This window comes from Georgenia faecalis, assembly GCF_003710105.1.
In the GTDB taxonomy this organism is placed as follows: domain Bacteria; phylum Actinomycetota; class Actinomycetes; order Actinomycetales; family Actinomycetaceae; genus Georgenia_A; species Georgenia_A faecalis.
In genome coordinates, this window is sequence record NZ_CP033325.1 from 1,587,166 (window position 1) to 1,611,707 (window position 24,542).

Genomic DNA, 24,542 nt, shown 5'->3' on the forward strand with positions numbered 1-24,542 from the left:
CTCGCAACGTGCTGGGAATGGCCCATCAGTGAGTCCAATCCCTGCACGGTGAACTTGTGCGGCTAGAGGAGCGAGCCGAGGAGCCGGGCGGCCACGTCCCGGGCCGTGACGACGCGGGTGTCACCGCACGCCTCCTGCACGGCGTCGCGCATAGCGGCGGTGTAGCCGATGCAGTCCATGACCAGCAGGTCGCACGCGCCGCCGACCATGGCCCCCGCCGCAGCGACCGTCACGGGGTCGTCGGTGTACGGGCTCGCCGCGCCGACCGCGGTCGGGCGGACACCCATCGAGGCCTCCCAGTGCGCGTAGGCCTCGGTCACCTGCTCCGGCAGCGGGCTGAGGATGCCGAGCCGGCGGGTGGGGAACCCGCTGAGGAGGCCGCGGACGCCGTCGTGCGCGAGGCGCTCCGCGGTGAAGAGCGGCCGGGTGTGCGCGACCTGCCTGAACTCCCCGGTGCAGACGAGGAAGGTGGCGTCCGCGCCGTCGGCCTCCCCGCGGGCCACCGCCCGCCCGACCAGGGCGACGGTGTCGTCGTGCCGGACGACGGCGGACGTGCCGTCGCGCAACCGCGAGGTGAGGACGCGTTCGCCCGGCTGCGGGGCCAGCGCGGCGATCGCCGCACGGTCGAGGCCGTCGAGGGCGCCGTGCTCGACAATCTCGGTCCCCGGGGGAAGGACGTCGCGGATCTCGGGCGTGAGGTCGACGCGGGGCGACTGTCCGATCGTGACGACGGCGAGCTTCACGGTCGTCCTCCTGTCGTGATGTCCGGGCCCACCCCGCTGTCGTGATCATGCAGAAGTGCCCGGCGTCTCTGCATGATCACGAACGAGGGGGAGGGGGGCGAGGGGGGAGAGGGGGGGTGCGGGGGGATGAGGGGGTGCTGGTCGGGTGCGGGGGTGCGGATGGGGTGCGGCTGCGGGTGGGTGCGGGCTGGGGGGTCAGACGTGGGGGTGGGCGTCGCGGGCTCAGGCCCGCAGGCGGGTGAGGAGCCGGTCGAGGAGATGGCGCCCGTCGGCGCGGATGCCGTCGTGCTGGTACTCGTTCGTCACGAGCGGCCGCAGGCCGCGGATGGCCTGGGCGGTGGCGAGCGAGAGCTCACGGGGGACGAACAAGTCGTCGTGGTAGATCGCCGCCGCGACCGGCACGGTGTTCTCCGCGAGCACCTCGGGGTCGTACAGCGCGGGGAAGTCCGCGCGCGCGGCGAGGATCTCGGCCGCCTCGCGCACCGGGACCAGCGCCGGGTCCTCGGTGAACTGCCAGGGAAAGATGTGCTCGCCGGTGAGGAGCGGCTGCTCGAGGTCCGCCGAGAACTCCGGCAGCGACTCGCGCACCCGCTGGGCGGCCCACGCCGTCGCCCCGCCGGAGGCGGGCCCCTGGGCGTAGATCGTCTCGTGGAGGACGCCGTAGAGCGGGTTCGCGGCGAACGAGACGACGCCCCCGACCTCCCGGAGGAAGCGCTCCCGCAGCCGCTTCTCGCCGCCGACGGTGACGAACGGCGCCTCGAGGAGGTAGTGCACCCCCTCGAACCCGGTGGACGAGCCGAGCTGGATGCCGACCTGGAGGAAGCGCTGCACCGACAGCCGCTCGCCGGTGGGCAGGAGCTCCTCCGTGCCGCGCAGGTGGGCGACGACCTCCCGCAGGGTCGCCGCGTCCACCGGGTGACGGGCGAAGAACTCCGCGTTGCGCCGGGCGGTCTGGGCGAACGTCAGCCGGTAGACGTCGTCGGCCGGGCCGGTCAGGGCCGGCAGCCCCGCGGTGATGAGCACCTCGCGCAGGCGGTGCGGCGCCCGGGAGAGGTAGGTCGTCGCGACGAACCCGCCGTAGGACTGGCCGAGCACGCTCCAGCGGTCCTCGCCGAGCGCCTCGCGGAGCAGCTCGGCGTCCGCGACGATGGCGTCGGCCCGGAAGTGCGCGAGGTACGCCGCCTGGGCGGCGCCGTCGCCCACGTCGGCGAGCGTCTGCCGGTCGGCCGGCGTCGAGCGCCCGGTGCCCCGCTGGTCGAGGAGCACCACGCGGTACTCCTCGAGCGCCCGGTCGAGCCAGCCGCCGACGGAGTCCGGGCGGTTGGCGCGGTTGCCGGGGCCGCCCTGGAACCACACGAGCCGCGGCCGCTGCGCCCCGCCGTCGCGCACGAGCTCGCGGGCGAACAGCTCGATGGTCCCCGGCGTGGCACCGGCGTGGTCGAGGGGGACGGCGAGGACGTGCTCGTGGACGTCGTGCCCGTCGATCCGGTAGGTCGCGGTCTCCATGAGGGCAGCCTCTCAGTACCCGTCCACGCCGAGGCGCTGGCAGATGGCGACGAGCCGGGGGTGGACGTAACGCCCGTCCTCCTCGATCGCGACGCCGTCGACGTAGATCGACGGGGCGACGTTCGAGCCGTCGGAGTGGGCGGGCGCGACCCACGGCTCCCCGCCGATCCAGGCCCCCTTGGTGCCGATGCCGAACTCCACGCAGCCGAAGACGCGCTCGTCCTCGACGATCCGGCCCGTCGACCGCGTGACGCCGGGGTTGAACCCGAGCGACCAGTGGGCCACGCGGTACATGTTCGGGTCGTCCTGGGCGGCGAGCCAGGAGCGGTAGACCGCGGCGTCGCGGCCCTCGCCGGCGACGTCGGTGACGACGCCGTCCTGCACCGTGAGGGTGATGGGGTTGGCGATGAGGCCGTTCTCGTCCGGGGGCCAGACGGCGCCGTCGAAGACGATGGTGCCGTTCTGGGTCTCCTCGAGCGGGTTCCAGGAGATCTGGCCGGCGAGCATGACGGACATGCCGGGCTTGTCGGCGGGGATGCCGCGCACGTGGATGGGCCGGTCGCCGGTGCGGCCGGTGATGTCGGTGCCGTTGCGGGAGGTGATCCGGATCTCCTCGCCCGCGCTGAGCAGCTCGACGAGCGCGTCGCCCAGCTCGCGCACCCCGGCGTAGTCGACCTTGGCGACCGTGTCGACGAGCATCTGGACGTCCAGCCCGGTGAGGCAGGTGTACCGGGTGCCCCGCTCCATCGCCGCGCGGAAGGCGTTGGAGTGCATGATGTAGCCGAGCTGGAGCTCGATCCACACGTCGGCGCCGAGCGCGGCGCCGGCCACCGGGGCCGGGGGCTCGACGGCGGACTGCCAGCGGGTCTCGTACCGGACGATGACGGGGTGGGCGCCGACGGCCATCGCCGCCCCGCCGAGCAGCTCGGCCACGCGCATGTCGGACGAGGTGTCCGTGGTGATGAGGACGTTCTCGCCCTCCTTCACGCACATGATCTCCTCGATGAGCTTGCGGGCTCCGACGAACGCCTCGAACGCCAGGTACTCGTTGCGGGACTCGACGCGGTTGGTGACCTCCATGAGGGGTCCTCTCTGCTGGGGTGTGCTCGGCGGGGCCGGGGATCTGCGTGGCGGGGCCGGGGGGGTGCTGGCGGGGCCGGCGCCGGCGGCGGGAAGAGCGGTCGGCGCCGGCGCCGGGGGCGGGAAGCGGGCGGGGCTAGGTGCGGACGATCTTGCCGATGGAGGCGATGGCGTCCCCGGCGATGAGGCCCGCGCCGACGAGCGCGAGCTCCTCCTCGGCCTTGGCGCCCTTGACCCGTCGGACGATGATCCGGATCGCCAGCGCGGCGAAGATGAGCCAGCACGCGTACGGCTGGGTGAGGAGCATGCCGGTGGCGAGCATGATGCCCATCTGCCGGCTCGACCCGCCGAGCGCCTGGATGAGGGCGCCGGGGATGGCCCACAGGAGCAGGTTCATCACGGCGTCGGGGTTCGTCAGGCCCGCGGAGACGGTGTCCGCGAAGACGATCGAGACGGGCGGGATGCGGCCGTCCTCGAAGTAGGACTCCCACAGCAGCGCGACGACGAGGAGGGCGACGACGAAGCCGATGATCGCCGAGTAGTACTGCTGGCGGCGGCCGGACTGCTCGTAGGCGGCGTAGCCCGGGCGGCGCGAGTGGATCTTGCGCAGCACCCAGCCGGCCTTGAAGTCGTAGCCCATGTCCGCGAAGGCCGGACCGGTGGCGGCGCAGTAGCCGACGAGGACGACGAGCGGGACCTCGGGCAGCCCGACGACGAGGCCGATGACGAGGAAGATGAGCGTGACGGCGAACGCCGGGAACCAGCCCGAGTGCATGGCCGCGAGGCCCACGATGATCTCGTGGATGAAGGCGGCGAGGGCGGCGAAGAGCACCCAGCCGATGAGGGCCGGAACGGACATCTCAGTGTGGAGGCCCGCGAGCAGCGCGAGGACGACGGCGCCGGCGATGAAGAGCACGACGCCGGAGCCGAGGCCGCGGCCGAGCTCCTGCGGCGTGCGCGAGTCGGCGTCGGCGGGGTCCGGGTCACCGGCGTCGGCGGCGACGGCGCCCGTGGCGGCGGCCCGGGTCTTGTGCCGGCCCGTGAAGATGAGGACGGCCTGGACAAGGGCGACGAGGCCGGCCCCGACCATGATCCCGTGGGGGATGTAGTTGCCGGAGAGGGAGACGTCGGCGAGCGCCGGCACGAGCGTGAGGTACTGGTTGATGAGCAGCCCGGTGCCGAGCATGAGGAGCGCCGCGACGTTGCCGATGAACGCCACGCCGGCGGCGGAGGCGGACAGGCCGAACCAGGCGAGGGCCGCGCCGACGACGCCGCCGCCGATGAGGATCTTCGCGCGGCGCCCGCCCTCGTCCCCGGCCTTGATCGTCTCGGCCGACGCGACGCCCGGGGGCCAGGCGGCGGTCGCCGGCAGGAACCGGGAGCCGAACGTCTTGAAGAGCACCCACGAGTCCACGCCGAGGCCGACGGCGGCACCGAGGAGGAGGGGCCACACGAGGTCGACCCGGCCGAAGGCCCACGCGATGGCGATGGGCGTGAGCAGCGCGTTCGCGGCGCCGAAGGTGGCCGAGGAGATTGCCGTCTGGGCGAGGTTCTGGCGGTTGGTGTCCCGGAACTCGTGGAAGCCCCAGATGCCGACCCGGCCGAGGAGCATCGCGATGAGCGCCCCGATGATCGAGGTGTTGGCGCTGATGCCCAGGGTGGTGACGAGGTGGAGGCCGACGAAGGCGCCGACCACCGACAGAGCCACGGTGACGAGGATCGTGCGGGGGGAGAAGGCGCTGGGATGGGTGAGCGGCGCGTCGATGGTCGCGTCGCGGGTCTCTGACGACATGCAAGGGCTCGATTCGTGCGGCGGTGGGGGCAGGGCAGGGCAGGGCGGGCAGGGCGGGCAGTGGAAGTGGTCAGGCGCGAAGGCCCGTCCCGATCTCTGCCGCGGCGGCGAGGACGGCCGAGACGATCGCGTCGGCGCTGCGGCGCATGAACTCCGGCGGGCCCAGGGTGCTGACGGACCCGAACACGGACCCGTCGAGCAGCACCGGCGCCGAGATCGCCATGACGCGCTCGTCGTACTCGCCCTCGGAGAGGGCGTAGCCGTCCTCACGCACGCGCTCGTGGCGCTCGCGCAGGGCGGCCACCGCCTCCGCCCGGGGCTCGTGGCCCTTGGCGCGGAGGAGGTCGGCGGGGGAGACCGTGGGGTCGAAGGCGAAGATCGCGTGCCCGGTTGCCCCGAGGTGCCCGGGGTAGGACCGGCCGACGGTCGTCGCGTACCGGACCAGGCCCGGCCCCTCGCAGGCCGCGACGGTGCGGTACCGGTAGCCGTCGGGGACGCAGACGACGGAGCTCTCGCCGGTCTTCGCGGCGAGGTCTTCGAGGTGCCGTTCGAGCCGGTGGCGCAGGCCGGGGCTCCGCTCGGCGCGGTGGCCGAGGGGGATGAGCGCCGGCCCGAGGGTGTACCGCCGGGTCTCCGGGTCCATCACGGTGTAGCCGTGCTGGGTGAGGGTGGCGAGCATCCGGTGCACCTGGGACTTGTCGAGGCCGAGCTCGGTGGCGAGCTCGGTGACGCCGCGGGAGGGGTGGGCCTCGGTGAAGGCACCGAGGACCCGCAGCGCGCGGCTCACGGTGAGCAGCTCGCCGGGCGTGCGCGCCATGTCGTCCTCCGTTCCGGTGGGTGGGGGGTGGCTCAGCGGCCTGCGGTCTGCAGGTGGGTGGCCGGGCCGTAGAGCTCGACGAGGCGCGCGAACTCGGCCTCGTCGTGGAAGCGCAGGTGGCCGGCGCCGAAGGCCTTGGCGACCTCGAGGGCGTAGCGCGCCGCGAGGGCGATGTCCGTCTCGTGGCTGGCGCCCGTGGCGGACCCGGCGACGGCGGTCTCGGCCGTCAGCGCGAGCCCGACGACGGGGACGGACGCGGCGGTCGCCGGCTGGAGGATCGAGTTGATGTGGTAGAGCCCGTTGGCGTAGGGGGTGATGTCCTGAGTGGAGAGCGGGAAGACCTGGGCGGCGATGCCGCAGACGCTCTCGTAGACGGCGACGAGGTCGGGGCTGACGGGGAGGATGTAGCCCTGTCGGACCGTGGGCGAGATCGCGATGCCGCGGTGGTTGATGACCCGGTTGCCCTTGGTGGTGTCGATGGAGACGATCGCGTCCATCTCCGGCAGCACCTCGTTGTCGTTCATCGCCCCCATGTCGACCGGGGAGTCCATGAACGGCACCGGCTCGTGCGGCCGGGTGGGGGCGTTGGGGCACACGTGCGTGCCGACGACGACGTCGCCCGGCAGCTGGTCGCCCCGGTCGAGCATCTCGACGAGCTTGGCCGCGAGGGACAGGGCGGCGGTCGCGCCGTCGCCGTCGGAGACGTAGCCGATGAGCTCGGGCCGGGCGCCGAGGCCGCCGAGCCGCCCGATGACCCCGAGGGTGGGGGCGTCGCCCCCGACCGACTTGCCCCGCGAGCCCGGCACGGTGACGGTGACGAAGTCGGTGCTGCCCTTGTCGCCCGCGACGGTCGTGCTCGTCAACGTCACGTCCGAGGCGCGGCGGCCGGCCTTGTGGCGCAGGGCCGCCACGACGGCGTCGCCGCTGGCGGCCGGGTCGTCGAGGAGGTCGAGGAGGTCGAGGACGTGCTTGAGCATGGGCTTCCTTCGGTGCGGTGCGGTGCGGTGCGGTGGCGGTTCGGAGGCGCGGGCAGTGGGCCCGGCGGGTCAGGCGCGGAGCAGGTGGCTGAGGTCGGTGCCGGTGGGGACCTCGGCGGGCTCGGCGCCGCGGGCGAAGAACCGGGCGCCCGAGGGCTCACCCTCGAGGACCAGCCGGTCGTCGCGGCGGCGGAGCCACGTCCCCTCGCGCATGCCGAGGACGGGTCCCGGGTTCTCCTCGAGGTACTGCAGGAGTCGCAGCTCCCGCGTCTCGCCCTGGTGGGTGGAGGACGGGTCCGGGTCGAGGTAATGGGGGTTGATCTGGAAGGGGACGAGCCCGAGCGTGGAGAACGACGGCGGCTCGACGATGGGCATGTCGTTCGTCGTCCGCAGCGACGGCGTGGCGACGTTCGTCCCGGCGGAGGAGCCGATGTACGGCGCGCCGGCATCGACCGCGGCCCGGATGGACTCGACGAGCCCGCGGCGGTGGAGCTGGTCGACGAGGCGGAAAGTGTTGCCGCCGCCGACGAAGATCGCCGGCGCGTCCCGCACGAGCGTGGCGGGGTCGCCGGTGTGCGCGCCGGTGACGCGGATCCCCAGCGGGGCGAGAGCACCCGCGACCTGCGCGGTGTACGCGTCGTGGTCGGCGAGGGCGTAGGGGACGAAGACGAGGTCGCGCGCGCCGCCGAGGACGTCGGCGAGCGCGTCGCGGGCGTGCTCGAGGTAGCCGCGCCCGGGCGCCGTCGAGTTGGACAGGAGGAGCAGCTGCACCGGGTTCTCCCTCGTCGTCGGGGTGTGGGGGGTCACACTCCTCCGCCGATGGCGATCGGGCCAGTCCGTTCCGCTATGTGGAACGGTCGGTGCAGATAGCGGCACACCCCGCCCCCTTCCTCGTTCACGAGGGAGGGGTGGGGGATAGCGGGGGCAGTCCTCGCGCCCGGGCCCTAGCCGCCGAGCGGGGCCCGCAGCGCGAGCCGCGTCGGGACCGCGATCGAGGCGACCCCCAGCAGCGCCGTCACCCCGACGATCAGCAGGTACGGCACGGGCGCGATCGTCGGGAACGGCAGGCCACTCACCCCGAGCGCGATGCCGGCGAGCGGCGGGATGGCAATCGCCGTCCCGATGACGACGGCCATGCCGACGACGAGCAGCGACTCCACCCCCGCCATCCGGCGCACCTGCCGGTCCGTGGAGCCGACGAGCCGCAGGAGGTCGAACTCCCCGCGCCGCTCGGCGGTGGCCATGACGAGGGTGTTGACGACCGCGAGGCCGACGTACCCGAGGATGACGAGGAGGGCGAGGAGCGAGACCCACTCGTCGCCGGTGGTGACGTCGCTCGCGACCGCCGCGAGCTCGTCCCGGTCCTGCGCGACGAGGCCGAGGGCCGCGACGGCGTGGGCCACGCCGGCCCCGTCGGGGGACGACGTCGCGACGAGGAGGTGGTCGGCGAGCCCCGTCGTCGTGTGGGCCCGCAGCACCGCGCCGTCCATCGTCACGTCCCCGAAGCCCAGGCCGCGCTCGTAGGTGGCGACGACGGTCGCCGTCGTCGGGGCCCCGTCGCCGAGGTGGAAGGTGACCTCCTCGCCCTCGTCGGCGCCCAGTGAGCGGGCGGACTCCGTGCTCAGCGCGACCGTGCCGGGCTCGGCGAGCCGCGCCAGGTCGCCGCCCGTGACGCCGAGGTCGAGCGTCTGGTCGACGGTGGCCGGGTCGACGCCCTGCACGCCGATGCGCTCGGCGAGCGCCTCGTCGTCGACGAGCTCGGTGGTGACGAGCGCCTCGGACGTGGTGACGGCGGTGACCGCCTCGACGCCCGGCAGGGCCGCGACCTCGCCGGCCACGGCGTCGGAGATGCCGGACGCCGGGGAGGCGACGACGAGGTCGGCGACCGTCCCGTCGGATGCCTGGCGAGCCGCCTCGGCGGCCACCGTCGTCGGCGTGAAGAGCTGGACCGACCCGAGCGCGATCGCCAGGGCGAGCGGCACGACCGCCGAGGACAGGCGGCGGGTGAAGCCGCGGGCGTTGGCGTCGGCGAGCACGACGGACGCGGAGCGGCTGCGACGCAGCACCGGACCGAGCACGTGGAGCAGGCGCTCGACGATCCACGGGCCCGCGAGTCCGGCGGCGATGACGAGCACGAGGGCGGCGCTCGCGACGACGACGACCCCGCTGAGCCCCGGCAGGACCAGCGGCGCCAGCGACGCCCCGAGGCCGAGGACGGCGAGCACGACGCTCGTGAGGATGCGGACCCGGCCGAGGGCCGGCGTCTCGACCACCGACTCGCGCAGCGCGTCCACCGGTTCGATCGCGGCGGGGCGCCGGGCGGCGACGGCCGCAGCCCCGAGTGCCGTCACGACGCTCAGCAGCACCGCCGCGAGCGCCGGCAACGGGGAGCGGGCGAGGACGAACGAGGCGGGGATGACCCCGGCGCCGGCGAACTGCTCCCCGAGGAACGAGGCGAGCCAGTACCCGGGCCCCGCGCCGAGGAGCGCGGCGAGGCCCGCGACGAGCGTGACCTCACGGGCGATCATGGCGTGGACCTGCCCGCGGGTGGTGCCGACGGCCTTGAGGAGCGCGAACTCCCGGCGCCGCTGCGCCACCGACAGCGCGAGGGTGTTGGCCACGACGAACACCGCGACGAGCAGCGCCGTCCCCGCGAACGACGCGCTGAGCGCCGTGAGCATCCCGCGTGCGCCGTACGCGTCCGTGGACTCCACGTCGCCCCGGCGGTCGCCGGTGTAGACCTCGGCGTCCGGGACGGCGGCCGCGATGCGCTCGGCGAGCGCCTCGGCGTCGACCCCGTCCTCGGCGCGGACCCCCACCAGGGCGACCTCGCCCTCGCGGGGCCACAGCTGGGCGGCGCGGTCGTCGGTGAGGAAGACCGTCCCGGACGGCGCCCCGTCGTCGCCCACGCCCTGCGGGGCCGGGGCGCCGCCGTCGACGGTCCCGACGACGTCGTACTCCGTCACGGTCCCGCCGTGCGCGAGGGTGAGCGTGTCGCCGGGCGCGACGCCGAAGGAGCCGTCGACGACGACGTCGCCCGGGCGGCGCGGCTCCTCCCCGGCGGTGAGCGTGTACGGCGTGAGGGCCGCCGAGCTCCAGCCGTGGGCCTCGACCTCCTCGTGCGCCGCGGTGGTGAGCGGGACGGTGAGGTCACCGACCGCGCGCTCGACGCCGTCGACCGCGGAGACGTCCGCGACGACGTCCGCCGGGAGCGTCGCGCGCTCGGCGAACGCCTCGGACATGTCGCCGGGGATGGGCAGGGACTGGGGCGCGCCGACGACGACGTCCGCCCCGGCGAGCCGGTGCGGCGGGGTGCCGCCACGCAGTCCGGACTCGAGGAGGACCCCGAGGGCGGTGACGAGCATCGAGGCCACCAGCACGGCGATGAAGACGCCGGCGACGCCGCGGCGGTTGTGGCGGAGGGAGGCGCGGGCGAGGACCCACGTGGTGAGGGCGACGCCGCTGGTCGGGGTGGTCGGGCCGGTCCGTGTGCTCGTCCTGCTCATGGTCACCACTCCCCGAGGTGCGTCATGCGGTCGGCGATGCCCTGGGCGTCCGGGGCATCGAGGGACCCGACGAGCTGGCCGTCGGCGAGGAACAGGACCCGGTCGGCGTAGGACGCGGCGACCGGGTCGTGGGTGACCATGACAACGGTCTGCCCGAGCTCGCCCGCGGTGCGCCGCAGGAGCTCGAGCACCTGGCGGCCGGTCCGGGAGTCGAGCGCCCCGGTGGGCTCGTCGCAGAAGACGGCGTCGGGCCGGTTGATGAGCGCCCGGGCGATCGCGGCGCGCTGCTGCTGGCCGCCGGAGAGCTCCTGGGGCCGGCGGGCGGTGAGGTCGGCGAGCCCGACGGCCCGCGTGACGGCGTCGAACCACGCGGCGTCGACCGGGCGGCCTGCGAGGAGCAGCGGGAGCGTGATGTTCTGCGCCACCGTGAGGTGCGGCAGGAGGTTGTAGGACTGGAAGACGAAGCCGAGGTGGTCGCGGCGGAACCGGGTGAGCGCGGTCCGCGCGAGCGTGGTGATCTCGGTGGCGCCGAGGACGATCCGGCCGGCGGTCGGCCGGTCGAGCCCGGCCGCGCAGTGGAGCAGGGTGCTCTTGCCCGAGCCGGACGGGCCCATGACGGCGGTGAACGAGCCGGTGGGGATGGCCAGGTCCACCCCGCGCAGGGCGGGCACCGGGCGGGAGCTGGTGCCGTACGTCTTGGTGACGCCCTCGAGCCGGAGGGCCAGGGCGGTCGGGGCGGGGGCGAGGCGGTCGCGGGTGTCGGTGTGCATGAGGAGCGTCCTCACGTCGGGGAGGGTGCGGGCTGCGCCCTCGGCTGACGTCGACGCTACGGACGCGCACCGGGCCCTTCGAGGGCGCCAGCACGCCATTTCCGGGTGGGGCGGGCACGCCGTCGGGGGTGGGCCCAGCCCGTGGCTGGATGGTGGAGCCAGCACTACCGACACCCCGGTGGCGGCCCGGCATGATGTGCCCATGGCATCCCCGGGCGGTACCGCGCCGCGCCCCTGGCGGGCGCGCACCCGGGCCGCGGGGTACCTCGCCGTCGAGGGGTGGAACTGGTTGCCGTCCCTCCTGCTCGCGCTCGCGGCACTCGTCGTGCTGCCCTTCGCGCTGCTCGGGGTCGCCCTCGCGGCGGTCCCGCGCGTCACCGGCGCGCTCGACCGGCTCACCGGGGCGGCGCTCGAACGGGCGGGCCGGTTCCGCGGCACGGCCGTCCCCCCGCGGCGGCCCTCGGGCGCCGCGCCCCGGACGGTCGACGACCTCCTCCGGCTCCTCGCCGCGCCCGCGACCAAGCGCGCCCTCGCGTGGCTCGGCCTGCACGCGCTGCTCGCCCTGGCCGTCGCGGTCGTCGCGATCGGGGCCCCGCTCAACGTCGTCCTCTTCGGGGCCGCCGCGGCCCTCGCGTGGTCCTACCCCGGCGTCACCGTCGAGCTGCTGCCGTTCACGTACGTCCCCCCGACGCTCGACCCCTGGCAGCTGGCGAGTCTCGCCGTCGTGCTCGGCATGGTCTACGGAGCCGTCGCCTGGTGGGGGGTCCCGTGGCTCGCCCGCCGGGTCGCCTCCGGCACGGCCGCCCTCCTGGGCCCGACGCGCACCGCGCAGCTCTCGGAGCGTGTCGAGGCGCTGTCCGCGAGCCGCGCGGCCGCGCTCGACGCGCACGGCGCCGAGCTGAGCCGCATCGAGCGCGAGCTCCACGACGGCGCGCAGAACCAGCTCGTCGGCGTCGTCATGATGCTCGGCCTCGCCAAGCGGGCCCTGGAGAACGACCCCGCGGCGGCGCTGCCGTTCGTCGAGCGCGCCCAGGACGTGGCGACGCGGGCGCTGGCCGAGCTGCGCGACGTCGTGCACGACATCTACCCGCCGGTGCTTGCCGAGCTCGGCCTCGGCGGGGCGGCGTCCGCCCTCACCAGCCGTTCCCCGGTCCCGTGCACGCTCGACGTCGCCGGGCTGCGGCGGGCGCCGGCCGCCGTGGAGTCGGCGGCCTACTTCGTGCTCGCCGAGGCCCTCACCAACGCGGCGAAGTACGCTGCCGCGTCGCGCATCGACGTCGCGCTGCGCACCGAGCCGCACCACGGCGAGGACGTCCTCGTCGTCGAGGTGGTCGACGACGGCCGCGGCGGCGCGAGGCTCGACGGGACCGGGACGGGCCTGGCCGGCATGGCGCGCCGGGCGGCGGCGTTCGAGGGCGCGCTCCACCTGTCCAGCCCGCCCGGTGGGCCCACCCGAGTGAGAGTAGAGCTGCCATGCGGATCCTGATCGCCGAGGACGACGCGCTGCTGCGCGCCGGCATGACCCTGCTGCTGGAGAGCGAGGGCTTCGAGGTGGTCGCCGCGGTCGACAACGCCGACGACCTCTACCAGGCGTTCACGACGACGGAGGCCGACGGCGCCGTCCTCGACGTCCGCATGCCGCCGACGTTCACCAGCGAGGGGCTGCAGGCCGCGCTCCGGCTGCGCGCGGACCGGCCCGGGTTCCCCGTCCTCGTCCTGTCCGCGTACGTCGAGGACCGGTACGCGAGCCGGCTGCTCGCCGGCGGGTCCGAGGGGGTCGGCTACCTGCTCAAGGAGCGGGTGGGCGACGTCGGGCAGTTCGTCGACACCCTCCGCAAGGTGATCGGCGGGGGCACCGTCATGGACTCCGAGGTGATCTCGCAGCTGTTCAGCCGACGCGGCATCGACGACCCCATCCGCTCGCTCACGCCCCGCGAGCGCGAGGTGCTCGGCCTCGTCGCCCAGGGCATGGACAACGCCGGCATCGCCGCGGCGATCGTCGTGTCCGAGGCGGCCGTGAGCAAGCACATCGGCAACATCTTCGCCAAGCTCGGGCTCGCGTCCTCCGACAGTGGGCACCGGCGCGTGCTGGCGACGCTGGCGTACCTGCGCTCCTGAGCGCGCGCCGGCCGGGGGCGCCGGCGCCTCGCCCCCACAGCGTGCTGGGAATGGTCCATCAGCGGGTCCATATCCAGCACGCTCACGGCTAGTCACCGGGAGCGGCGCCGAGGGAGCCACGGTGCCGCTGCGCGGTCACCCGGCGAGCTCCTCTTTAGTGCTCCGGAAGGCCCACCGGGCCCGGCGACAGGCGCTAGCGTCGGCGGCGGAGGTGGCGGGATGCTCATAGTCGGGATCGTCCTCGTGCTGGTGGCGGCCGCGCTCATCACGCGCTCGGCGCTCGCGATATCGCGCGCGAACTGGACGCGCCTTCCGGCATGGACGAACCCGGTCCACGAGCCGCGCGGTGCACGCGCGCTCCGGGCAGCCGGCGCCGGCCTCGCCGTCCTCGGTGGAACGCTCGCGGGGCGCACCATCGGCTACTGGTCGGTCCTGCTCATTCTGGCCGCGTTCCTCGGTCTAGCCGTCGTGCACGTCACTCACAACAGGCGCGTGGCCGGGGCACCGCCCCAGGAATGACCGCCCGTCCCTCGACGACCGCGGGGAGGTGCCCCGGACTGGGTGTCCGACACCAGGGGTGTCCCGCCCCTCACGGGACGTTCGCCACCACCGCACGAGCGATCTGCGTCGAGCCCTGGGTGAGCTCGAGGATCCTTCTGCGGATCCTCGGCTCGTGGATCAGCTCTGCCAGCGTGACCGCCACGTCCTCGCGGGAGATCTCGTCGTGGGGCTGCGCCGGGCTCAGCGATATCGTCCCGATCCCGGGGCGGTCGACGAGCAGGGACGGGCGGAGGATCAGCCAGTCGAGGTCGCTCATGCTCACCGTGACGTCCACCAGCTTCTTCACGGCGAAGTAGAACTCCACGTCGTCACCGAGGCGCTGTCCGCGCCCCGCTTCGGGAAGTACGGAGACGAGGAGGAAGCGGTCCACGCCAGCGAGGGGTGCTGCGTCCAGGGCGATGAGTACTCCCTCGCCGTCGATGGCGGCTGTGGCCTCCCTCGCACCGCCGTTCGAACCAGCGGTGTACACGACCACGTCCGCCCCGGCGAGCATGGGCGCCAGCGAGTCGGCGGTGAGGTCCGCGAGCTCAGCGACGTGCGCCGTGATCCCACGGGCGACGAGCGCAGCCCTCTGCTCGTCACGACGGACGAGCCCGGCGACGTCGTCGCCCCGGTCGATGAGGTGCGCCGCCAGTAGCCCACCCACGCGCCCACTCACGCCGATGATGAAGATCTTCATCGGTGGGCTCGAGGCCGCACTGACGGGCCGGTCGGCCGGTCGCCGATGGAGGGGATGCGGCTGGGGAAGGGGTGCATCGTGCCAGCCTCGCCGTCGCGGCCCGGCCTTCGCGTCGGTAGAAGCCACCGATCTTCGGCCAGCGCCGCAGCCGTCCGGGTCAGGGAAGGTGGAGCTCTCTGAGCTCACGGCGCGACGTGATGCCCAGCTTGCGGAAGATGTTGCGCAAATGGGCCTCGATGGTTCGCGGGCTGAGGAACAGCTGCGCGCCGACCTCACGAGAGGTTGCTCCGGTGGCCACGAGCCGCGCGACGTGCAGCTCCTGGGTCGTGAGCTCGTCGGTCGGCCGGGTGGTTCGTGCGCGGGGGTGCTCGCCGGTCGCGCGGAGCTCGCGTGCGGCGCGGGCGGCAAACGCGGTGGCGCCCATGTCGGTGAGGAGCTCGTGGGCCGTGCGGAGCTGTTCTCGGGCGTCACGGCGGCGGCCCTCACGGCGTAGCCACTCGCCGTAGACGAGATGAGTGCGGGCGAGGTAGCCGCCCATCCGGCTGCCACCGAGCTGCTCGATCGCCTCGCGGTACTGGTCCTCGGCTCGGGCGCCCATGCTCGTGAGCCCCCGCGATCGGGCCGCCATTCCCAGCGCCCACGGCGTCCCGCTGGCACCAGCCCGGGCGCAGAGGAGTTCCGTCGCCTCGGCGGCGTGTTCCGGCCGGCCGGCGCGCGCCGCCGACTCGATGAGCTCCGTGTGGGCCAGGCTGCTGAGCGACAGCTCGTCGGACCTCAGCGCCCGTGCTGCAGCCTCGTGCGCGGCCGAGTAGCTTCCCAGCCCGTTGTGCAGCACCGCCATGGCGTACTGGGCCAAGGAGGCCTCCGTCCCTCCCTCGGGGTGGGCGACGTCGTGCTCGGTGCTGGCGTTGAGCGCCGTGGTCTCGGCCTGGGCGCCACGCCAGGCACCCAGGATGATGTGGGCGTGGCGCAGCTGTACGCCGCCGGTGGCCCGGGTGATTGCCGTCGCCTCCGTGGCGAGCTCGTCGGCTCGGGCGAGCTCGCCCATGAGGACCGACGTGATGGACAAGAAGCGCAGCGCGTCGGGGAGCGCCGTCAGCGCACCGGTCTCGCGCGCCACCTGGACCGTGCGGCTGGCCAGGGTGTGGAGCAGCTCGTCGTCGAAGATGGCCACCGCGTTGCGGCCCGCCAGTCGCAGCCAGCGGTCGCTGTGACGGTCGCGCTCGGGACCCGTGAGCGGGCGGTCGCGAAACGCCTCGAGGGCGTGGCGCAGCCCCGGCGCTCCCGCCTCGTAGCCCCTCGTCAGAGTCTGCACGAGGCCATCGAGCAACAGGTCTGGAGGCTGCGCTGGCCCGGGCGGTGCCGGGGCGGCCCGAGCGGCCTCGGCGACCTCCAGCACGCCACAGGTGGGGTCACCGGTGACGAGCGCCGCGTCGAGCGCGTGCAGGTAGGTCTCCCGGGCGAGGGCCGGATCGAGCGGGGTGAGGGTCCTGGCCGCGTCCAGCAGCATCCCCGGCACCTCGCTGCCCCGGTTCTGGTAGAACGCGATCTGGGCGCGGAGCAGGTCGCGGCGGGCGCGGGGCAGGGCGTCCAACGGCCCGGCATCCGCGAGCGCCAGCAGCTCGAGGGCGGCCCCGGTCGCACCGGCCTCGTACTTGGCGTGAGCGCCCTCCAGCGCCCGCCTCGCGCGAGCGGCAGGCTCGGGAGACAGCTCGGCTGCGCGCTGCAGGAACGCCGCCGCAGCGGCCACACCCCCGCGGGCGCGCGCCCGTCCGGCCGAGCGCTCCAACCCCTCGGCGGCTTCTTCGTCGGCTCCGAGCACGGCCTGCGCGCGGTGCCAGGCCCGGCGGTCCGGGTCGGCCCGTGGATCGGTCGCCTCAGCGAGCGCGGCATGGGCGCGGCGCCGGTCCGGCGGCGTGGCGGCCTGGTACACCGCAGACCGCACCAGGGGGTGGCGGAACCGTACCCGGACGCCGATCTCCAGGAGCCCGGCGACCTCCGCGGGCGTCGCCACCTGGCGGGCGAGGCCCAGGTGCGCGGCCGCGCGCCACAGCATCGCAGCGTCGCCTGTCGGCTCGGACGCGGCGACCAGCAGCAGCAGCTGGGTCTCGGGGGGCAGGCTGGCCGAACGGCGTCCGAAGCTCTCTTCTATCCGGCGCGGGACGCTGAGCGCCCCGGGCACCTCGAACCCACCCGCGAACTGTCCCGACCGCATGTGGCGGGGCAGCTCCAGCAGCGCCAGGGGGTTGCCGCCCGCTTCGGCGAGAATCCGTTCGCGCACCCCCTCGTCCAGCGGTATGCGCACGGCAGCACGGAGCAGGGCACGGGCATCGGGCGCGCGGAGCCCGTCCAGACGTAGCTCAGGCAATCCGGCGAACGGAGCGCGGTCACCGTCGGCCGCATCACCGTCGGCCGCATCGCGCAGCCCGAACACCAGCGCCAGCCTCTCGGCCCCCACCCGGCGGGCCACGAAGGCGAGGACCTGCGCCGACGCCTCGTCCAGCCAGTGGGCGTCGTCGACCAGGCACAGCAAAGGCCCCTCCTCGGCGGCCTCGGCCATGAGGTTGAGGGTGGCCAGCCCGACCAGGAACCGGTCCGGCGTCGCGCCGTCGTGGAGCCCGAACGCCACGCCGAGGGCGGCCTGCTGAGGCTCGGGCAGCGCGCCGGCGCGGTCCAGCAGGGGGGCGCACAGCTGGTGCAGCCCGGCGAACGCGAAGTGCGTCTCGGACTCGACGCCCACCGAGGACTCCACCCGGAAGGCCGAGGCCAGCGCCGCCTGGCGTGCGTGCTCCAGCACGGCGGTCTTGCCGATACCGGCTTCCCCGCGCACCACGAGGGAGCCGCTGCGCCCGGACCGGGCCAGGGAGAGGAACTTCTCGACCGTCTCGCGCTCTGCGCGCCGGCCCACGAGATCCGCCAGGTCGTGCTCCCGTCAACGCTCCCGAGTAGGTAGCCGCCACCGTAGCCGTCCCTGACGTCCCGCGGGCGGGCTCGGGGGCAGTGAAGGTCTACGTGGTTGTCACCGACGCGAAGGCGCGAGGGCCGGTGCGAGCCTGACGAGGTCGCCCGGAGGGATGAGCCCTCCGACGGCGGACCATCCCCGGTGCGTGCCGACCATCGACGAGGCAAGGAGAAGTCATGAGCACCGATCGCGTGCTTGGCGGACGCTACGAGCTCCACGACATCCTGGGTCATGGCGGCATGGCCGTCGTCCATCTCAGCCGCGACCTCCACCTCGATCGGTGGGTCGCGGTCAAGGTGCTCCGCAGCGATCTGGTCCGCGACCCGCTCTCCCGATCGAGGTTCCGGGGGGAAGCGCAGGCGGTCGCCCGGCTCAACCACCCCGGCATCGTCTCCCTCCACGACGCCGGGCACGCGCACGTCGACGGCGGCGCGGCGGACGAGCCGAGCGTCCCGTTCATCGTCATGGAGTACGTCGCGGGCCAGTCGCTGCGGGCCCGCCTCGCCGAGGGCCCGCTCGGCCTGGAGGAGGCGATCCGGTACCAGTCCGGCGTCCTGTCAGCGCTCGAGTTCAGCCACCGCGCCGGCGTCGTCCACCGCGACATCAAGCCCGCCAACATCATGGTCACGCCCGGCGGGACGATCAAGATCGTGGACTTCGGGATCGCGCTCGTCCGTGACGATCCCTCCACCACGGAACCCCACACCCACACGATCCTCGGCACCGCCCAGTACCTCTCTCCGGAACAGGTGCGCGGCGAGCGCGTCGACGCCCGCAGCGACCTGTACTCCGCCGGCTGCCTGTTCTACGAGCTGCTGACCGGACGGCCGCCCTTCATCGGTGGCGACCCCGTCGCCGTGGCCTACCGGCACGTGCACCAGGACCCCGTACCCGCCAGGGCCTACCGCCCCGAGGTCACTCCGGCGCTCGACACGGTGCTCCTGACCGCGCTCGCCAAGGACCGGACCGACCGGTTCCGCAGTGCTAGCGCGTTCAGGGAAGCGCTCCAGTCGGCGGCGAAGGGCATCGACCGTGCGGGCGACGACGGCGCGGCGGACGACGTCGTCGCGCTCCGCCGGCGCTGGCACAGCGCCAGAACCCGCCTGGCCCGCTCCATCGCCTGACCCACCGCGCCTCGAAAGTGACGCACCCATACCCCAGGAGAGGAAAGGTCCGACATGAGCCCGATCCAGCAACTCATCAGCAACTTCCAGGAGCTCGTGGCCCAGGTGCCCGAGATCGTCCAGCCCCTCATCATCCTGCTCGCGGGAGCGGTCCCGTTCGTCGACGGCGAGGGAGCGGCCATCATCGGCATCATCGGTGGTGTCCATCCCGTCGTGGCAGCCGTCGCCGCTGCCGCCGGGAACTTCCTGTGCGTGCTGCTCGTCGTCGCCGTCACCTCGCGCGCCAGGACCGCCGTCATCGATCGGCGACCCACCCCGGTCGGCGCGAGCGTCGGCATGGGAGCGCGGGCGGGCGTGGGCGCGCAGGCACTTCCGGGGATGGCGCCCGCGAAGCCGGAGTCGAAGGGGCGTGAGCGCTTCAACAGGTGGCTCGTCCGGTTCGGCGTCCCGGGCGCGAGCATCCTCGGCCCGCTCGCCATCCCGTCGCAGATCACGTCGGCGATCCTCATCGGCGGCGGAACTCCGCGCCGGTGGGTCCTGCTGTGGCAGGCCGTCTCCATCGCGCTCTGGACGACCGTCGGCGCTGTCTCCGTGTGGGCCGCGCTCACCTACGTCGTCGAGGTGTCGTAGGCGGCGAGAGTGAGCACCGCAGATCCCCCTTCGGCTACCCGGGCCGGCCGCCCGGACCGGCCCGGACCGGCTCGGGCCGGCCCGGGCAGCCCGGCGGTCGGCGCTAGGCGACGGCGGTTCCCTCGAGCTCGACCATCAGGCCGGGGAGCGCGAGCCGGGTCACCCCGAGCATCGTCGTGGTCGGCGCCACGCCGGCCGCCCCCAGCCGCGACGCCAGGACGCCGTAGTGCGGGAGCAGGGCGTCGACGTCGGCGGTGTAGACGGTCAGCCGGACGAGGTGGGCGAGGGACATGCCGGCCGCGTCGAGCACGGCCTCGAGGTTGTCGGTGCTCACCGCCAGCTGGGCGGCCATGTCGCCGTCGTGCAGGGGGTGCCCGTCGGCGTCCGTGGCCGTCTGCCCGGACAGGTACAGCGTCCGGGTGTGCCCGGAAACGACCTCACCCTGATGGAAGCCCGTCGCGACCGACCAGGTGACGGGATTGACTGCTACGCGTTCCATGATCCGCTCCTTCTCGTTGTGGCGCGACGCCCCGTCGGCCCGGATGGCCGCAAGCGTCCGACGTCGTCCGCACGAGCCTCCCCACGATTCACGACACCTCCTGTCGGGTATCTGCGTAGCGTGGGTCCATGCGCGCCGACCGGCTCGTCTCGCTCGTCCTCCTGCTGCGCCAGCGCGGGCGGATGACGGCGGAGACGCTCGCCCGCGAGCTGGAGGTCTCCACCCGCACGGTGCTGCGCGACATCGAGGCGCTGTCCGCGGCCGGTGTCCCGGTCTACGCCGAGCGCGGCCGGTACGGGGGATTCGAGCTGCTGCCCGGGTTCCGGACCGAGCTCACGGGCCTCAACCACGAGGAGGCCCTGGCCCTGCTCACCGCCGGCGCGGGGCGCGGGGAGCAGGTGTTCGGCCTCCGCTCGGCGCTCGCCTCGGCCATGCGCAAGGTGGTGGACGCGCTGCCGGAGGGGGACCGGGCGGCCGCCAGCGACGCCACGCAGCGGTTCCTCGTGGAGCCGGAGACCGACCTGCTCTCCCGCCGGCGGGAGAGCGACGACGTGCCGGCCGCGACGATGAGCGAGGTCCGACGGGCGGTGCTCGCCGGGCACAAGCTGCGCATCCGGTACGCCGCGGCGGGCCAGGCGCCCCGCTGGCGCACGGTCGACCCGGTCGGCCTGGTCACCGTCCGCGACCGGGTGTACCTGCTGGCGACGAAGGACGACGAGGACCGCACCTACCGGCTGTCCCGGGTGTCCGCGGCGGAGGCGCTGCCCGAACCGGCGGAGCGCCCGGAGCAGGTCGACCTCGACCGGGCCTGGCGGGAGCGCGCGGCCCGGTTCCTCGCCGACGGCCACCTCACCGTCCAGGTCCGGGTGGACCCCGCCCGCCGCGACGCCCTGCGGGGGGCCGCGCTCGCCGTCCGGGCCGAGGAGCCCGACGCCGGCGCCGATGCCGACGGCTGGCTGCGGCTGGAGGTGACGTACCAGGACTCCTGGCACGCCGAGTGGGCGCTGTGGCAGCTCGGCGCACACGCCGAGGCGCTCGCCCCGCCGTCCGTCCGCGCCGCGCTGCGGTCCCGGGCGGCGGCGGTCGTCGCCCGCTACGACGGGCCGCCGGGCCCGTGACATCGCGCAGCGGCGGCCGTCCGGCGTCGTCGTCCGCGGTCAGGACAGCAGGGGGACGCGCAGCTGCCAGCCCACCTCGATGTGGTCCGGGTCCTCGATGAGACCGGGGTTGGCGGCCACGATGGCGGCCACCGACGACGGTCCGTGGTCGCCGTCGCGGGCGATCCGCGAGAGCGTGTCGCCGCGCTCGACGTCGTGGAGGACGAAGCCCTGCATGCCCGGGACGAGGACAACCGGCACCCGGTTGGTGCTGATGCCCGGCGACTCGCCGTCCGGCAGGGCCGGGTTGTCGCCGTACACGACCAGGGTCGCCGGCATGGGCCGGCTGATCGCGGCGTCGAGCGTGACCTCGCCGCTGAACTCGGCGAAGACCCCCATCGACCCGCCCTGGAACGACCCCTCCTGCAGGCGGGTCCCGCGCTCGTCCTCGAGGTGCCAGGCCACCGTTCCCTCGAAGGCGGTGCTGAGACCGGTCACCGTGAAGTGCCGACCCAGAAGATCACCCTCCACCGGGTGACGGACGTCGACCTCGCGCATCGTTCCTCCTCGTGTCGGGGTGCTGAGGACAGGAGGTCTAGCAGGAACGACGTCGCCGGCGTGGCGGAATGGGCTCAGCCCGCGACCCGACCGGGCAGCAGGCTGGCGATGAGCTCCTCGACGCGCGCCTTGATCTCGTCGCGGATCGGGCGCACCGACTCCACGCCCTTCCCCGCCGGGTCCTCCAGGACCCAGTCCTCGTAGCGCTTGCCGGGGAAGACCGGGCACGCGTCCCCGCAGCCCATGGTGATGACGACGTCGGAGTCCTGGACCGCCTCGGTGGTGAGGATCCTCGGTCGCTGGTCGGAGATGTCGACGCCGACCTCGGCCATCGCCTCGACGGCCGCGGGGTTCACCTGGTCCGCGGGGGCGGAGCCGGACGAGCGCACCTCGATGGCGTCGCCGGCCAGGTGACGCAGCCACGCCGCGGCCATCTGGGAGCGACCGGCGTTGTGGACGCAGACGAACATGACGCTGGGACGGTCGTTGGTCATGAGGGCTCCTCGGGTCGGTGTGCTCAACGATGCCGCTCAGGCGCGGGCGGCGCTCGGCGCGGGTGGCGCGGGTGCGGGGGCGGTGGGGTCGCCGGGGAAGAACCGCCGGCCCGCCCACAGGGAGACGTAGACCAGTGCGACGAGGACGGGGACCTCGATGAGCGGCCCGACCACGCCCGCCAGCGCCTGCCCGGAGGTGACCCCGTAGGTGCCGATGGCGACGGCGATGGCGAGCTCGAAGTTGTTGCCCGCCGCCGTGAAGGCGAGCGTCGTCGTCTTGGCGTACCCCAGGCGGAGGACGCGGCCGGTGAGCATGCCGAGCCCGAAGGTGATGACGAAGTAGGCGAGCAGGGGGAGCGCGATGCGGACGACGTCGCCGGGACGCTCGGCGATCTGCTCGCCCTGGAGCGCGAACAGCAGGGCGATGGTGAAGAGCAGGCCGTACAGCGCCCACGGCCCGAGCCGGGGGAGGAACGTCCCCTCGTACCAGGCGCGGCCCTTGGCGCGCTCACCGAGCGTGCGGGTGAGGAAGCCCGCCAGGAGCGGGATGCCGAGGAAGACGAGGACGCTCACCGTGATGGCGCCGATCGAGAACTCGGCGCTCGTCGTGGTCAGCCCGAGCCAGCCGGGCAGCACCTGGAGGTAGAACCACCCCAGGGCGGCATAGGCGACGATCTGGAAGAGCGAGTTGATGGCGACGAGGACGGCGCCCGCCTCGCGGTCCCCGCAGGCGAGGTCGTTCCAGATGAGCACCATGGCGATGCACCGTGCCAGCCCGACGATGATGAGGCCCGTGCGGTACTCCGGCAGGTCCGGCAGCAGCGCCCACGCCAGGGCGAACATCACCGCCGGCCCGACGAGCCAGTTGAGGGCGAGGGAGCTGAGCAGGAGCTTGCGGTCGCCGGTGACGCGTCGGGTCTCGTCGTAGCGGACCTTCGCGAGCACCGGGTACATCATCACGAGGAGCCCGACGGCGATGGGCACGGACACCCCGCCCACCTGGACGGCGTCGAGGGCGTCGGCCAGCCCGGGCACGGAACGGCCCAGCGCCAGCCCGAGGCCCATGGCGGCGAGGATCCACACCGGCAGGAACCGGTCGAGCCGGCTCAGGCGCGCGACGACGGGTGCGGCGGCGGGCGCGGGCGACGGCGTCGCGCCGGGGGGCGTCACCGGCCCGCCCGGCCGTGGGCCAGTCCGGTGGGGAAGCCGAGAAGGGCCGGCTCGGTGGTGCCGCAGCAGGCGTCGGCCGCGGCGGGCTCGGGGGTGCCGCAGCAGGCGTCGGCCGCGGCGGGTTCGGGGGTGCCGCAGCAGGCGTCGGCCGCCTCGCCGTCGGCGGAGGACGGGGGAGTGGCGGAGCAGACGCCGGTCGCCGGGAGCTCCAGCTGGAGCTCGCGCGCCGCCCGCTCGTCGCCGGCCAGGTGGGCGGCGATGGAGCGCACCTGCTCGTACCCGGTGGCGAGGAGGAACGTCGGCGCCCGGCCGTAGGACTTCATGCCGACGATGAAGAAGCCGGCGTCGGGGTGGGCGAGGACGTCCGCGCCGTGCGCGGGGACGGTGCCGCACGAGTGGTGCTCCGGGTCGACGAGCGGGGCGAGCCGGCGGGGCGCCTCGATGGCGGGGTCGAGGTCGAGCCGGAGCTCGCGGAGCATCGCGAGTTCCGGGCGGAACCCGGTCGCGCCGGCGAGGGCGTCGACGACGATGCGCCGGACGCCCTGCGGCGCCGCGAGGTCGACGGCGAGGCCCTCGGCGCCCGGCTCGAGGGACACCACCTGCGCGTTGCGGACGAGCTCGACGCGCCCGGCCTGCACGGCCTCGCGCAGCTGCGCGCCCAGCGCGCCGCGGGCGGGAAGGCCGTCGGCGTCACCGCCGCCGTAGGAGACCGAGGCGCCCCGCACCGCCCAGGTGATGCGGGTGCCGGGTGCGTCGTCGGCCAGGGCGACGAGCGCGAGGAGGGTGTTCGTCGCGGAGTGCCCGGACCCGACGACGAGGACGTGGCGCCCCGCGGCCCGCTCGCGCTCGCGGCCGAGGACGTCGGGGAGCGGGCCGAGCAGGAACGGCGTCGCGTCGCTCTCGCCCGGCGCCGGGAGGCCCGCGGGCCCGAGCGGGTTGGGCCGGGACCACGTGCCAGAGGCGTCGATGACCGCGCGGGCGAGGTGGTCGACGACCCGTCCGTCGACGACGGTGCGCACGAGGAAGGCGGCCTCGGCGCGCTCGCGGCTGTGGGTCTTGTCCAGTCCGAGCCGGCTGACGGCGACGACGTGGGCCCCGAGCAGGATGCGCCCGCGCAGCTCCTCGGTGGCGGCGAGCGGCTCGAGGTAGGCCTCGACCAGGTCCCCGCCGGTGGGCAGGGCCGTGCCCTCAGGCCGGACCCACCCGGTGCGTTCGAGGAGGCGCTGCGCGGCGGGGTCGACGTCGTACTGCCACGGTGAGAAGAGGCGGACGTGCGCCCACTGCCGCACGGCCGCGCCGACCGAGTGACCGGACTCCAGGACGAGCGGCTCGAGGCCGCGCTCGAGGAGGTGGGCGGCGGCGGCGAGACCGATCGGCCCGGCCCCGATGACGACGACGGGAAGCGCGTGGGTGGCGCCGGGCTGCGGCATGGTGGTCTCCTGTGGTCGGTCCCGACGCA

22 protein-coding genes are annotated in these 24,542 nt (G+C 74.4%); 6 read left to right on the forward strand and 16 right to left on the reverse strand.

Features of this window, described 5'->3' with window-relative positions; translation table 11 throughout:
* Positions 1–62: 62 nt before the first annotated feature.
* The 9 genes from EBO36_RS06845 to EBO36_RS06885 form a co-directional block, all read right to left on the reverse strand.
* Positions 63–743, reverse strand: a complete 681-nt coding sequence (locus tag EBO36_RS06845; protein ID WP_122823950.1) for an AroM family protein — start codon at positions 741–743, stop codon at positions 63–65.
* Between the two features lie 222 nt (positions 744–965).
* Positions 966–2,249: an alpha/beta fold hydrolase gene (locus EBO36_RS06850; protein ID WP_122823951.1), complete on the reverse strand. Its 1,284-nt coding sequence runs from the start codon at positions 2,247–2,249 to the stop codon at positions 966–968.
* Between the two features lie 12 nt (positions 2,250–2,261).
* Positions 2,262–3,329: a 2,5-dihydroxypyridine 5,6-dioxygenase NicX family protein gene (locus EBO36_RS06855; RefSeq protein WP_122823952.1), complete on the reverse strand. Its 1,068-nt coding sequence runs from the start codon at positions 3,327–3,329 to the stop codon at positions 2,262–2,264.
* A 136-nt stretch (positions 3,330–3,465) separates the two neighbouring features.
* Positions 3,466–5,121: an OPT/YSL family transporter gene (locus tag EBO36_RS06860; RefSeq protein WP_122823953.1), complete on the reverse strand. Its 1,656-nt coding sequence runs from the start codon at positions 5,119–5,121 to the stop codon at positions 3,466–3,468.
* A gap of 70 nt (positions 5,122–5,191) precedes the next feature.
* Positions 5,192–5,938, reverse strand: coding sequence for an IclR family transcriptional regulator (locus EBO36_RS06865; protein WP_122823954.1), 747 nt, complete (start codon positions 5,936–5,938; stop codon positions 5,192–5,194).
* Positions 5,939–5,970: 32 nt separating this feature from the next.
* Entirely contained in the window at positions 5,971–6,915 is a 945-nt protein-coding gene (locus EBO36_RS06870) for a DUF1177 domain-containing protein (protein WP_122823955.1), read from the reverse strand.
* 69 nt (positions 6,916–6,984) lie between these two features.
* Positions 6,985–7,686, reverse strand: coding sequence for a dipeptidase PepE (gene pepE / locus EBO36_RS06875; protein ID WP_122823956.1), 702 nt, complete (start codon positions 7,684–7,686; stop codon positions 6,985–6,987).
* A 173-nt stretch (positions 7,687–7,859) separates the two neighbouring features.
* On the reverse strand, positions 7,860–10,421 hold the full coding sequence (locus tag EBO36_RS06880; protein ID WP_122823957.1) for an ABC transporter permease: 2,562 nt from the start codon (positions 10,419–10,421) through the stop codon (positions 7,860–7,862).
* A gap of 2 nt (positions 10,422–10,423) precedes the next feature.
* Complete coding sequence (locus EBO36_RS06885; protein WP_122823958.1) at positions 10,424–11,191, reverse strand: ABC transporter ATP-binding protein; 768 nt, start codon at positions 11,189–11,191, stop codon at positions 10,424–10,426.
* 202 nt (positions 11,192–11,393) lie between these two features.
* On the opposite strand from EBO36_RS06885, the gene EBO36_RS06890 reads away from it, so the two are divergent.
* The 3 genes from EBO36_RS06890 (at position 11,394) to EBO36_RS06900 (ending at position 13,828) form a co-directional block, all read left to right on the forward strand.
* On the forward strand, positions 11,394–12,677 hold the full coding sequence (locus EBO36_RS06890) for a sensor histidine kinase (RefSeq protein WP_122823959.1): 1,284 nt from the start codon (positions 11,394–11,396) through the stop codon (positions 12,675–12,677).
* Positions 12,665–13,309, forward strand: a complete 645-nt coding sequence (locus tag EBO36_RS06895) for a response regulator transcription factor (RefSeq protein ID WP_122823960.1) — start codon at positions 12,665–12,667, stop codon at positions 13,307–13,309. Before EBO36_RS06890 ends, EBO36_RS06895 begins: the two co-directional genes overlap by 13 nt.
* A gap of 219 nt (positions 13,310–13,528) precedes the next feature.
* Positions 13,529–13,828 carry a hypothetical protein gene (locus EBO36_RS06900; RefSeq protein WP_122823961.1) on the forward strand — a complete coding sequence of 100 codons (300 nt, stop codon included), beginning with the start codon at positions 13,529–13,531 and terminating at the stop codon, positions 13,826–13,828.
* A 70-nt stretch (positions 13,829–13,898) separates the two neighbouring features.
* On the opposite strand, the gene EBO36_RS06905 is transcribed toward EBO36_RS06900, so the two are convergent.
* On the reverse strand, positions 13,899–14,549 hold the full coding sequence (locus EBO36_RS06905; protein ID WP_122823962.1) for an NAD(P)-dependent oxidoreductase: 651 nt from the start codon (positions 14,547–14,549) through the stop codon (positions 13,899–13,901).
* Between the two features lie 157 nt (positions 14,550–14,706).
* The gene (locus EBO36_RS06910; RefSeq protein WP_122823963.1) at positions 14,707–17,457 is read right to left on the reverse strand and encodes an ATP-binding protein; all 2,751 of its coding nucleotides are present in this window, start codon (positions 17,455–17,457) and stop codon (positions 14,707–14,709) included.
* A gap of 230 nt (positions 17,458–17,687) precedes the next feature.
* Here EBO36_RS06910 and EBO36_RS06915 point away from each other — a divergent pair, with 230 nt between their 5' ends.
* Together EBO36_RS06915 and EBO36_RS06920 are read left to right on the forward strand one after the other, a co-directional pair.
* Positions 17,688–18,635, forward strand: a complete 948-nt coding sequence (locus EBO36_RS06915; RefSeq protein ID WP_122823964.1) for a protein kinase domain-containing protein — start codon at positions 17,688–17,690, stop codon at positions 18,633–18,635.
* Between the two features lie 54 nt (positions 18,636–18,689).
* Complete coding sequence (locus EBO36_RS06920) at positions 18,690–19,265, forward strand: small multidrug efflux protein (RefSeq protein WP_122823965.1); 576 nt, start codon at positions 18,690–18,692, stop codon at positions 19,263–19,265.
* 103 nt (positions 19,266–19,368) lie between these two features.
* Here the strand turns inward: EBO36_RS06920 and EBO36_RS06925 are convergent, their stop codons facing one another.
* Positions 19,369–19,764 (reverse strand): RidA family protein, encoded by a 396-nt coding sequence (locus EBO36_RS06925; RefSeq protein ID WP_122823966.1) that lies wholly within the window; start codon positions 19,762–19,764, stop codon positions 19,369–19,371.
* 128 nt (positions 19,765–19,892) lie between these two features.
* Here EBO36_RS06925 and EBO36_RS06930 point away from each other — a divergent pair, with 128 nt between their 5' ends.
* Complete coding sequence (locus EBO36_RS06930; protein ID WP_122823967.1) at positions 19,893–20,882, forward strand: helix-turn-helix transcriptional regulator; 990 nt, start codon at positions 19,893–19,895, stop codon at positions 20,880–20,882.
* A gap of 39 nt (positions 20,883–20,921) precedes the next feature.
* Here EBO36_RS06930 and EBO36_RS06935 read toward each other — a convergent pair whose 3' ends face one another.
* The 4 genes from EBO36_RS06935 to EBO36_RS06950 form a co-directional block, all read right to left on the reverse strand.
* Positions 20,922–21,419: a LysM peptidoglycan-binding domain-containing protein gene (locus EBO36_RS06935; protein WP_122823968.1), complete on the reverse strand. Its 498-nt coding sequence runs from the start codon at positions 21,417–21,419 to the stop codon at positions 20,922–20,924.
* A 74-nt stretch (positions 21,420–21,493) separates the two neighbouring features.
* Positions 21,494–21,913: an arsenate reductase ArsC gene (locus EBO36_RS06940; protein WP_122823969.1), complete on the reverse strand. Its 420-nt coding sequence runs from the start codon at positions 21,911–21,913 to the stop codon at positions 21,494–21,496.
* A gap of 36 nt (positions 21,914–21,949) precedes the next feature.
* Positions 21,950–23,083, reverse strand: coding sequence for an ACR3 family arsenite efflux transporter (arsB, locus tag EBO36_RS06945; protein WP_122823970.1), 1,134 nt, complete (start codon positions 23,081–23,083; stop codon positions 21,950–21,952).
* The gene (locus tag EBO36_RS06950; protein ID WP_122823971.1) at positions 23,080–24,513 is read right to left on the reverse strand and encodes an FAD-dependent oxidoreductase; all 1,434 of its coding nucleotides are present in this window, start codon (positions 24,511–24,513) and stop codon (positions 23,080–23,082) included. Before EBO36_RS06950 ends, arsB begins: the two co-directional genes overlap by 4 nt.
* Positions 24,514–24,542 lie beyond the last annotated feature (29 nt).